This window comes from Pseudomonas sp. WC1, from assembly GCF_050586565.1.
Classification (GTDB): Bacteria; Pseudomonadota; Gammaproteobacteria; order Pseudomonadales; family Pseudomonadaceae; genus Aquipseudomonas.
This window is the reverse complement of sequence record NZ_JBOBDQ010000041.1, coordinates 21,344-31,769: the sequence shown is the minus strand read 5'-3', so window position 1 is coordinate 31,769 and position 10,426 is coordinate 21,344. Positions and strand designations below refer to the sequence as shown.

Genomic DNA, 10,426 nt, shown 5'->3' with positions numbered 1-10,426 from the left:
GCCTAGATATCTGACACCCGCTCAGAACAATGGCAACTGGCGGTCGGTCAAGCCCCTGAAATTATCGTTGACGAACGGCAAGATGGCATCCGCAACCGGCTGAAGCTGACGGCTGAGGTAGTGCTGGTAGTCGATCTGCGCCTGCAGATTCTCCAGTGGCTGCGGGCCCGCTGTGGTGATCACGTAGCTGATCCAGCCGCCGCGCTGATACTGACGTGGTCGCCCCATCCGGGTGTTGTACTCGTCAGCCAATCGTGCCGCGCGCACATGCGGCGGCACATTGCGCTGGTAGTCGGCCAGGGGGCGACGCAGGCGCTTGCGGTAGATCAACAGCTCATCTTGCTCGCCGGCCAGGGTTCGCCACACATAATCGCGTATGTAGTCGCGATAGGGCTGGCCGCGAAACACCCGCCCATAGAGCTCCTGCTGAAATTGCCGGGCCAGGGGCGACCAATCGGTACGCACCGACTCCAGGCCCTTGAACACCATCTCGTCACCACCGTCGGCGTGCTGCACCAAGCCGGCATAACGCTTCTTGCTGCCTTCTTCCGTGCCGCGGATGGTCGGCATCAAAAAACGCTGGTAATGGGTTTCGAACTGCAGTTCCAAGGCGCTTTCCAACCCCATCGTTTCGCTTAGGTGCTGGCGCCACCACTGGTTGACCTCGGCCACCAGTTCCCGGCCGATGCGCGCTGCGGACTGTTCGTCATGGGCGTGCTTGAGCCAGACGAAGGTAGAATCGGTATCCCCGTAGATCACATCGAAACCACGGGCCTCGACCAGCGCCCGGGTCTGGCGCATGATCTGGTGCCCGCGCAGGGTGATCGACGAGGCCAGACGCGGATCGAAGAAGCGACAGCCGCTTGAGCCGAGCACACCGTAGAAGGCGTTCATGATGATCTTCAGGGCCTGCGACAGCGGCGCGTTGCCATCACGCTTGGCCGCCTCGCGGCCCTGCCACACACGTTCGACGATCGCCGGCAGACAATGCTGGCTGCGCGAGAAACGCCCACCGCGAAAGCCTTCCACCGAGCAGGTGTCGTCCGGCTGGCGCAGGCCTTCGACCAGGCCCACCGGGTCGATGAGGAAGGTGCGGATGATCGAGGGGTAAAGGCTCTTGTAGTCGAGCACCAACACCGAATCGTACAGGCCTGGCCGCGAATCCATGACGAAGCCACCCGGGCTGGCCTCGCCCTCGACACTGCCCAGGTTGGGCGCGACATAACCAAGGCGGTGCATGTGCGGGATGTACAGGTGGCAGAACGCGGCCACCGAACCGCCACTACGGTCCACGGCAAGGCCGGTGATCGATGAGCGTTCGAGCAGAAACTCCAGCAGCCGGGTATGGGCGAAGATCCGCGTGACCAGTTCGCAATCCTTGAGGTTGTAGCGGGCCAGGGCCGGCTTGTCCTCGGCGAAGCGGCGGTTGATCTCGTCCATCCGCTGGTAGGGCGTGTCGATTGCCTTGCCCTCGCCCAGCAACTGTTGCGCGACGCTTTCCAGGCTGAACGAGGGGAAGCTCCAGGTCGCCGAACGCAAGGCCTCGATACCGTCGATCAACAACCGACCCGGCGCCTCGGCAAAGAAATGGCTGCGGCTGCCATGCTCGCGCAGGTGCATCGGTGCGCCGTCACGGCCCAGGCACAGCGGCACGTTCAGGCGCTGGGCATGCTCGTGCAGCAGGCGCAGGTCGAACTGCACCAGATTCCAGCCGATGATCGCATCGGGGTCGTGGCGGGCCAGCCACTGGTTGAGGCAGGTGATCATTTCGGCGCCGTCGCGGCAGTAATGCAGGTCGAAATTCACCTCGCCGGCGTCGCCGTTGGCCGGGCCCAGCATGTAGACCTGGCGTTGGCCACAGCCTTCCAGGGCGATGCTGTACAGCTCGCCACGCTCGCTGGTCTCGATATCCAGCGACACCAGGCGCAAGGCTGGGCGATAGCCGGGGTCGGGCTTGAGCTGGGCATCGAGCAGGGTGCCCTGGCCATCGGCGCGGCCATTGAAACGCACCGACGCGGTGATGAAGCGCTCCATCAGGTAGCGCTCCGGCGGGCGGATATCAGCTTCGAACACCTCGATGCCGGCACCGCGCAGGCGCTTTTCCAGGGCGATCAGCTGGCGGTGCTGGCGGCAGTACAGGCCCATGACCGGGCGCAGGTCAAAGTCGCGCAGTTGCAACGGCTTGAGTTCGACGCCCTGCTCATCTGCCAGCAGCAAGCGGGCGTGTTCGGCCTGGGCGGCGGGCAGGAAAGCCACCGAGGGCTGCGGGGCCAGGCGCACGCGCCGGGGCCCCTGGTCGGTGGCCAGCCAGAACTCCACGCAGGTGCCTTCGGGCGTGTCATGCCAGTGGCGGGTCAGGACGAAGCCTTGTTGCAATTGCACTGCGGGAGAACCTCGAATCGCTGCTTTGTTCGCACCTGCTGATTGTAACTGTCCTGTCGTCAGAAATGCTGCTTCGCGGATACAGACGTCGGGCTAGCGGGCGCCGGCGGCGAACCCGGCTCGGCGTCCGCCCAGCACCAGCAACCATGCCAGCACCACCAGTGTCAGCACCACCGCGCCAAACGCCCCTACCCCGGCGCCCACCAGCAACAGCCCGCCGATGATGCCACCCAGGGCGATGGCGCTGTTCCACACGGTCACCAGCATCGACTGCGCCACGTCGCCGCCCTCGCCCGCCGCATCGGCACAGGCCGTTTGCAGCAGCGTCGGCGCGCCGCCGTAGGTCAGCCCCCACAGTGCCACGCTGGCATGCACCAGCCAGGGTGTGCCTTGCACCTGCCCCAGGGCCAGGGTCGCCAGGGCGAAGCCGGCCAGGCACAACAGCACCAGCCCGCGCAGATGCCGATCGACCCCCAGGCCGACCAGGACGATGCCGGCCAGCGAGGCCAGGCCGAAGGTCATCAGCACCTGGCCCACCGCGTCAGCCATGCCCGCTGCGGCCAGCAGCGGCACGACATAGGTGTAGAGAATGTTATGCCCGAGGATCCACGCCAGGATCACCAGCAGCACCCGCGCCACGCCCGGGGTGCGCAGCACCGCCAGGGCCGCGGGGCGCTTGCCGGTGGCCTGGCCGGGAAAGTCCGGCACCGCCCGCACCACCCAAGCGACCAGCAGCAATGCGGTCAGGGTCACCATCACGAAGGTGGCCCGCCATCCCATCAATGCCCCCAGCCAGGTACCGATGGGCAAGCCCAGCGACAAGGCAATGGGCTGCCCCAGCATCGCCACCGCCATGGCCTTGCCCTGCTGGGCCGGCGCCACCATGCGCCGCGCATGACCGGCGATCAGGCCCCAGGCCAGGCCGGCGGCGGCACCGGTGCAAAAACGCAGGAGCAAGGTGAGCGTGTTGTCCGACGACACCGCGGTCAACCCGTTGAACAGGATGAATCCGCCAATGGCCAGCAGCAGTGCCCGGCGACGCCACCAGCCTTGGGTCAGGGTCACCAACGGGACGGCCGTAAGCAAAGACCCCAAGGCGTAGGCCGTGACCCATTGCCCGGCCATGGCCTGGCTGATCTGCATGCCGTCGGCGATCTGGTCGAGCAGGCCGGCCGGCAGGGTCTCGCTGAGGATGGCGATGAAGCCGGTCAAGGCCAGCGCCAGCAAGCCGCTCAGGGGCAGGCGCGTGGCACTGGCGGGGGATGCTCCGGCGCAGGCCGCCGGGGAAGGTGAATGCATGATGGTCTCCAGTTGGTCAAACAGGCAGGCATCTTGCGCCGCTGGGGTATTGCGGAAAAAGCCGGGTACAATTCCGCTCAGTCAGGACACCAAGGTCCGCAATCGGAGCACAGCATGGACAGCCTCAGTGGCTTCATGGTCTTCATCCGGGTCGCCGAAGCCCGCAGCTTCGTCGCCGCCGGCCAATCGCTGGGGATCAGTGCGTCAGCCGTGGGCAAGCGTGTGGCCCGGCTGGAGGAGCGACTGGGAGTGCGTCTGTTCCACCGCAGCACGCGCAGCATAACGTTGACCGCCGAGGGCACGCTGTTCCTTGAACGCAGCCGGCGCATCCTGGCCGAGATCGAGGCCACCGAGCAGGCGCTGTCCCAGGCCAGCGGCGCGCCGCGCGGACGCCTGCGCGTGAGCCTGCCGCAGGTGACCGGGCTGGTGATGCCGGCGCTGGCCGAGTTCATGGCGCGCTACCCGGAGATCGAACTGGACCTGGACTTCAGCGACCGCATGGTGGATATCGTCGGCGAAGGCTTCGACGTGGTGATGCGCGGCGGCCAGCCGCTGGATTCACGGCTGAACGCCAAGTTCCTCGGGCACTTCCAGCACCGCCTGGTGGCGTCCCCCGAGTACCTGCGCGAACGCGGCACGCCACAGCACCCCCGCGAGCTTGGCGGGCACAGCTGCCTGCATTACCGCTTCCCCAGCAGCGGCAAGCTGGAAACCTGGCCGCTGCGCCGGGAGCACCCCGAACAGGACTACGCCATTCCCATCTCGATGGTCTGCAACCATGTAGAGACGCGCATCTGCTTCGCCCTCAACCACCGTGGCATCACCTGCCTGCCGGACTTCAGCGTGCGCCGGGAGCTGGCGGCCGGCAGCCTGGTCAGCGTGCTCGACCCCTTCATGGAGCGGCGCGGCAGCTTCTATTTGCTGTGGCCATCCGGCCGGCAGATGCCGCCCAAGCTGCGGGTGTTCATCGACTTCATGCTCGAGCGAGTGCTGCCAGCCACCGACCTCAGCCGTACAGGTAGCTGATGTCCTTGTGCGACAGCGGCGGCACCTGCGCCACCAGGTAGTCGCGCAACTTGTGCATCTGGTGGGCCTTGGGGCTGGACTTGAGCCAGGTCATGTAATAGCCGTCGCCGGTGGCCACAGCCTGGGGAAACGGCGTGGCCAGGTTACCGGCAGCGAGGTCGGCGCTGGCCAGCACCAGGTCGACCACCGAGATGCCCAGCCCCTGCTGGGCGGCTGAAATACCTTGGTCGAGAGTGTCGAACACCTGGCCCTGGTCGATGCTGATGTCCAGCGCGTCCATGCGCGCCAGCCAGCGCCGCCAATCGCGGCGGTCCGGCGACGGGTGGAGGAATTCGCAACTGGAGAGCACCGAAAGTTCCGGCCGCGCCTGCTCGAGGTAGTTCGGATGGCATACCGGGATCAGCCATTCATCGAACAGCTTGAGGCTCTCCACATCCGCGGCAAAGCGGCCGTTACCCAACAGGATGGCGCAGTCATAGGGCTCGGAATAGAAATCCACCGCATCGATGTCCATCCACACGCTCGACAATTGCACCGAACAGCTGTTGTCGACCTTCTTGAAGCCGTCCAGGGCCCTCAGCAGCCAGCGCACGGTGAGCGTGGACGGCGCCTTGAGCCGCACGCCATAGCGGTCCTGGCGCAACAGCGCACAGGCATTCTCGATGATCTTGAAGCCGACCTTGAGCTCCTGGGCCAGCAGACGGCCGTGCTCGGTCAGGCGCAGCTTGGGCCCGCGACGCTCGAACAGGTCGCAGCCAAACAGGGCCTCAAGCGTCTTGATGTGATGGCTGACCGCGCCTTGGGTAAGGGCCAGTTCCTGGGCTGCGCGGGTGAAAGAGCCATAGCGCGAGGCCACTTCGAAGGCCCGCAGGGCGTGCAAGGCTTGAATCCGTTCCGACATGGCGCCTTCCGAGCATGAGTGAAGCTAATAGTAGGTCATAGATCCAGGCGTTTTACAACGCAGAGGCCATCTCCGAAAATGCCGGTAAATAACAATTATATATAACCAACCTGCACGGATATGACGAAAAAGTTCTATTAACGCTACCTTCGGATCTACCTGGGGAAATCATGTTTACGGGTTATGGAAACTGCTATCGCCTGGATGCGCTAGAGCTCGCCGACGAACATGTCCAGAACCGACACCACTGGACACACAAGACCATAGAACACTTCAAGGAAACCCTGGCCAACCCTGACTTCCCCTGCCTGTTCGGGCGAAAGGCGGTCACGGCGCGCACCTGCCATATCGTCTTCGCTCGCGCCGCACGGCTGGCCGACGATATCGCCCTGGGCCTGGCCGACTACATCGCCACCATCGAGCCGATCCCGCTCAAGCAGCGCATCGGAAACCCGCTACTGGTGTTTCTCGAAACGGCCCCTGACTCCTCGCTCGAGGCGCAGCAGGCGCTGGCCTGGGATGTGCTGCGCGAGGTCCACGCCCGCGACTCGCTGCCATGGCCCGAGGAGATCCCGCAGGACCCGCATGACGCACGCTGGTCATTCTGCTTCGCCGGCATGCCGCTGTTCATCAACATGAGCTTTCCCGCCCATCGCCTGATGAAAAGCCGCAACCTGGGCCCGCACATTGCCTTCGTCATCAATCCGCGGGAGAGCTTCGACGAAGTGGCCAGCGCCAGCACCGAGAGCGGCCAGCGCATCCGTGCGCGCATCCGCGAGCGGGTGCGTCACTACAACGACGGCGTCATGCCCGAGACCCTTGGCTTCTTCGGCCAGGACGACAACTTCGAATGGAAGCAGTACCAACTGCAGGAGCCCGGTTCGCCGAGCCCGGCGCGCTGCCCGTTCCACACCCACGCAATGGCTGAACGCCCTACCGAGAACTGAACGTGAATACCGCACTGACCGCCACCTATGCCCTCACCGTCCTGCTGCTGATCGCCACGCCCGGCCCGGTGGTGGCGCTGATCGTCAATACCGCCGCCGCCTCGGGTTCGCGCAAAGCCCTGTTCACGGCGGTCGGCACCAACTGGGCATCACTGGTACTGATCGGCGCGGCCGCCTGGATCATCCTGACCAGCGCGGCCATCGACAAGACCTGGCTCAGCGGCATGAGCCTGCTGGGTTGCCTGTTCATCGGCTACATCGCCCTGGGCACCCTGCGCGAAGCGCTGCAGGTACCGGCCGAGAGCGCCGCGCAGGCCGCAACCGCTGTGCAACCGGGCCGTGGCGGCTTGCTGCAGGGCTTCATGGTCGGTATCTCCAACCCCAAGGACATCATCTTCTTCATCGCCTTCTTCCCGCAGTTCATCCAGATCACCGAGTCGTTCGGCAAGAGCATGGTGGTGCTGTCACTGCTGTGGATCGCCATCGATTTCGCCGTGCTCAGCCTTTACATCTTCGCAATCGGCAAGATCGCCTCGCCGCGCAGCAACCGCCTGATCAGCTTGGCTTCGGGCGTCGCCCTGCTGCTGATCGCCGCCGTGGGCCTGGCCTACAACATCAGGGAACTGGCCGCCTGAGCCTGCCCCCACACCAAGGAGCGCCCATGACATCGACCGACAGCGCCAACCCCGGCAGCATGGGCACGCCCGACCCCCTGGCAGAGGACTACCAGCGCTTCCTGCAATTGGGCAGCCGCCGGGCGCCGCACACGTTGTACGTGCATGAACGCGGCTACCGTTCCGGCACCATCAACACCGACGCTTTAGGCATGCGCTACAGCCATTGCGCCGGCAAGCGCTTCTCGGTGGCCGAACGCGGCGGCGCGGCGCGGGTCAACCTGCTGGTAGGCGGTTCCACCGCCATGGGTATCGGCGCCAGCTCCGACGAGCACACCGTGGCCTCGTACCTGTCGATGCTGACCGGCGAGATCTGGCTGAACCTGACCGGTTGCGGGCTCAATGCCACGCAGGAACTGCTGATGTTCCTCACCCACCAGCACCGCTTTGGCCAGATCGGTCATGTGGTGGTGCTCAGTGGCCTCAACTCGCTGGCCCAGGAGGCCCTGGCCGAGGTACTGGCCGGCGCGCAGGATCCGCATCGGGCACAGGCCTATCAGGACTTTCTCAATCGCTTCAACGAAGGGGTGCAAGCTACCGGCGAGGCACGCCGCGAATCGCTCTGGCAACGCCTGGGCCAGGTTCTGGCGCCTTCGCGACAACCGCGCTGGCCGGACCTCGAGCCGCTGTCCAGTCCCGACAAGCGTCTGATCCGCGCCGCCGATTGCGTCGGCCGCACCCTGCGCCAATGGGATCGCCTGCTGGCCGACGGCCATACCACCCTCACCTTCATCCTCCAGCCGCTGCTGCCCTGGTGCCGCGAGGTCGTGCCCAGCGCCGAACAGGCCATGCTCGGCGAACTTGAGCGCCAGCCATCGAATTTTGATCGCCTGCTCGGCGACACCTTCGACAGCCAACTGCACATGGCCTTCTTTCGCCGTATCAAGAACCAGGCTGAGCCGGTGCCGTGCTATGACATGAACAGCATGCTCAGCAGCTCGCCAGTCTTCAGCGAACACCTGTTCGTCGACCGCCTGCACTTCAACGACCTGGGCAATAACGCGCTGGCCAAGGTGATCACCGCCAAGCTGGGGCTGGCCCAGGAAAGACAGGCCCTGCGCAAGGTCGCACCAATCAAGCTGGTCTGATGGCCGTACGCCGGGCTTTCGGGGAAGGGGCGCGGATGGATAGAATACGCTGTCGTCGCTCCTGATTTGCCCGAGGCAACCGCGTAACTGCCATGACCATCCCAGACGTTCCTTCGTTCCCGGCCCGCCCTCAGGGTCGCAGCCATCGCGCCAGCCTGGCCGTGGCGATGCCGTTGCTGCTGGCCGCCGTCGGCACCCAGGCCCTGGAAGTGAACATCGACCCGCATGCCGACCTGCTTTACCGCCAGGCATTGCCCCTGCTGGAGCAGGCCGACAACCAGGACGACAGCGCCAGCCCGCTGCGCACCGCCGTTGGCGACCCCGAGCTCAGCCGCCAGGGCCAGGCCATGGCGCACACACTGCCCACGGCCGTGGCGCTGCTGAAGAAATCCGTCGCCCTCGGCCACCCAGTGGCCCAGTACCGACTGGCGCTGTACTACACCACCTACCTGCCCGCCAACCAGATCGCCGAGGCTGCCTGCCCCTTGCTCGAGGCCAGCCTCAAGCAAGGTTTTGCCCCACCGGCGCTGGCTATCGCCCACTGGTGCGCACCCTACAATGCCAGCCCCGCCTACCGCGAGGCCCTGGAGGCAGTCCCGAGCATGGCCACCCTGTATGCCGCCTACTATCCGCAGCCGGCCACCCGCCTGGCGTGCAACCGCAGCAGGCCACAAGGCCTGCAGCTGCAGTGGGGGCGCCAGCGTGACTATCAGGCCGAGATCTACCGGCTGCTGGGCGAGCTGGACCCGCGCCAGCGCCAGGCCTACCTGCAAAAGGCAGTGGAGATCAACGGTTGCGCGGCGGCGCAGCAGCGCCTGACCAGTACCCGCTGAGCACCGCTACACAGCGATACATAACCCAGCCTCCCGCGACACACTGCCGATACGCCGCCCCCGCACACTTCCGGCCACACCACGCGACGGCCCCCGCCGTCGCCAAGCACGCCGGGACCCTTGCCCATGAAAGTATTGCCATTGCCCACTGGCTGGAAGCTGTTCCACGCCCTCGCGGCATTGACCCTGCTGATGACCGCTCTGGTCATCGCCACCCATCCGTTCGGTGCCGACGGCTTGCGCAGCGCCATCCGCGCCACGGCACGCAGCTCCTTCGCACTGTTCCTGCTGACCTTCCTGGCTTCGACGCTGGTCACCCTGCTACCCGGCCAGGCCAGCCGCCAGCTGCTGCGCGAACGGCGCTACCTGGGCCTGGCCTTCGCCTTCTCGCACACCGTGCATGGTGTGCTGATCTACCTGTTTGCGCATCGCTACCCGGAGTTGTTCTGGGCCGGGCGCAGCGCCGTGGCGAACATCCCGGGCTCGGTGGGTTACCTGTTCATCCTGTTGCTGGCCCTGACCTCGTTCAAGACACCGATGAGCGTGCTCGGTCCACGCCTGTGGAAGGGCCTGCACAGCACCGGCACCTGGGTGCTGGCGGCGGTGTTCTGCCTGTCGTTCTACAAGCGCGTCCCCATGGGCGGTTGGTACCCGCTGGCGTTCGCCCTTATGTTCGCCGCCATTACCCTCAAGCTCATCGCCAAGCAGGCCCAACGCTCACGCCGGGCCGCCACTGCCCTGTCGCACTGACACAAGGAGATCACCATGCTGACAAATACCCTGACTCGCCCGTTCATGGCCCTCGACCGGGCCGGTAGCTGGAGCGCCGACCTGCCGTTGCGCCTGTTCCTGGCCTGGGAGTTCTTCGAATCGGGCCTGGAGAAGTTCAATGGCGCCAACTGGTTCACCGACCTGCAAGGCAGTTTTCCGTTCCCGTTCGATTTGCTGCCAGCGGGCCTGAACTGGCAACTGTCGATGTGGGCCGAGCTGCTCTGCCCGCTGCTCCTGCTGCTCGGGCTCGGCACCCGCCTGGCCTCGGCGGTGCTGATGGTGGTGACCGTGGTGGCGATCGCGGCGGTGCACTGGCCGAGCCAGTGGTCGAGCCTGGCGGAACTGGGGCGGGGGTATGCCATCACCGACCAGGGGTTTGGCAACTTCAAGCTGCCGCTGATCTACCTGGTGGCGTTGTTGCCACTGCTGTTGAAAGGTTCTGGAAGGTTGAGCCTGGACCACTGGCTGTGGCGTCGTCATTAAAGCATCGCGGGGCAAGCCCGCT

10 protein-coding genes are annotated in these 10,426 nt (G+C 65.5%); 7 read left to right on the top strand and 3 right to left on the bottom strand.

Translation table 11 applies throughout. The annotated features are described in order from the left end of the window. Positions 1-21: 21 nt before the first annotated feature. Together ACQ4OD_RS18170 and ACQ4OD_RS18165 are read right to left on the bottom strand one after the other, a co-directional pair. Positions 22-2,382 carry a DNA polymerase II gene (locus tag ACQ4OD_RS18170; RefSeq protein WP_430944701.1) on the bottom strand — a complete coding sequence of 787 codons (2,361 nt, stop codon included), beginning with the start codon at positions 2,380-2,382 and terminating at the stop codon, positions 22-24. A 93-nt stretch (positions 2,383-2,475) separates the two neighbouring features. Further along, a complete protein-coding gene (locus ACQ4OD_RS18165) occupies positions 2,476-3,681 on the bottom strand; it encodes an MFS transporter (protein WP_430944700.1) in 1,206 nt (401 codons plus the stop codon). Between the two features lie 114 nt (positions 3,682-3,795). Here ACQ4OD_RS18165 and ACQ4OD_RS18160 point away from each other — a divergent pair, with 114 nt between their 5' ends. After that, complete coding sequence (locus tag ACQ4OD_RS18160) at positions 3,796-4,707, top strand: LysR family transcriptional regulator (RefSeq protein ID WP_139670071.1); 912 nt, start codon at positions 3,796-3,798, stop codon at positions 4,705-4,707. On the opposite strand, the gene ACQ4OD_RS18155 is transcribed toward ACQ4OD_RS18160, so the two are convergent. Then, the gene (locus tag ACQ4OD_RS18155) at positions 4,688-5,608 is read right to left on the bottom strand and encodes a LysR substrate-binding domain-containing protein (RefSeq protein ID WP_102684104.1); all 921 of its coding nucleotides are present in this window, start codon (positions 5,606-5,608) and stop codon (positions 4,688-4,690) included. The genes ACQ4OD_RS18160 and ACQ4OD_RS18155 overlap by 20 nt on opposite strands. Before the next feature lie 170 nt (positions 5,609-5,778). Here ACQ4OD_RS18155 and ACQ4OD_RS18150 point away from each other — a divergent pair, with 170 nt between their 5' ends. The 6 genes from ACQ4OD_RS18150 (at position 5,779) to ACQ4OD_RS18125 (ending at position 10,404) form a co-directional block, all read left to right on the top strand. Further along, the gene (locus ACQ4OD_RS18150; protein ID WP_102684103.1) at positions 5,779-6,555 is read left to right on the top strand and encodes a YqcI/YcgG family protein; all 777 of its coding nucleotides are present in this window, start codon (positions 5,779-5,781) and stop codon (positions 6,553-6,555) included. Positions 6,556-6,557: 2 nt separating this feature from the next. Continuing rightward, on the top strand, positions 6,558-7,190 hold the full coding sequence (locus ACQ4OD_RS18145) for a LysE family translocator (protein WP_139670069.1): 633 nt from the start codon (positions 6,558-6,560) through the stop codon (positions 7,188-7,190). 26 nt (positions 7,191-7,216) lie between these two features. Continuing rightward, a complete protein-coding gene (locus tag ACQ4OD_RS18140) occupies positions 7,217-8,317 on the top strand; it encodes a hypothetical protein (protein ID WP_430944699.1) in 1,101 nt (366 codons plus the stop codon). A 167-nt stretch (positions 8,318-8,484) separates the two neighbouring features. After that, the gene (locus ACQ4OD_RS18135) at positions 8,485-9,150 is read left to right on the top strand and encodes a sel1 repeat family protein (protein ID WP_430944711.1); all 666 of its coding nucleotides are present in this window, start codon (positions 8,485-8,487) and stop codon (positions 9,148-9,150) included. Between the two features lie 126 nt (positions 9,151-9,276). Then, positions 9,277-9,900, top strand: a complete 624-nt coding sequence (locus tag ACQ4OD_RS18130; RefSeq protein WP_430944698.1) for a ferric reductase-like transmembrane domain-containing protein — start codon at positions 9,277-9,279, stop codon at positions 9,898-9,900. 15 nt (positions 9,901-9,915) lie between these two features. After that, a complete protein-coding gene (locus ACQ4OD_RS18125; protein WP_139670063.1) occupies positions 9,916-10,404 on the top strand; it encodes an HvfX family Cu-binding RiPP maturation protein in 489 nt (162 codons plus the stop codon). Positions 10,405-10,426: the final 22 nt, after the last annotated feature.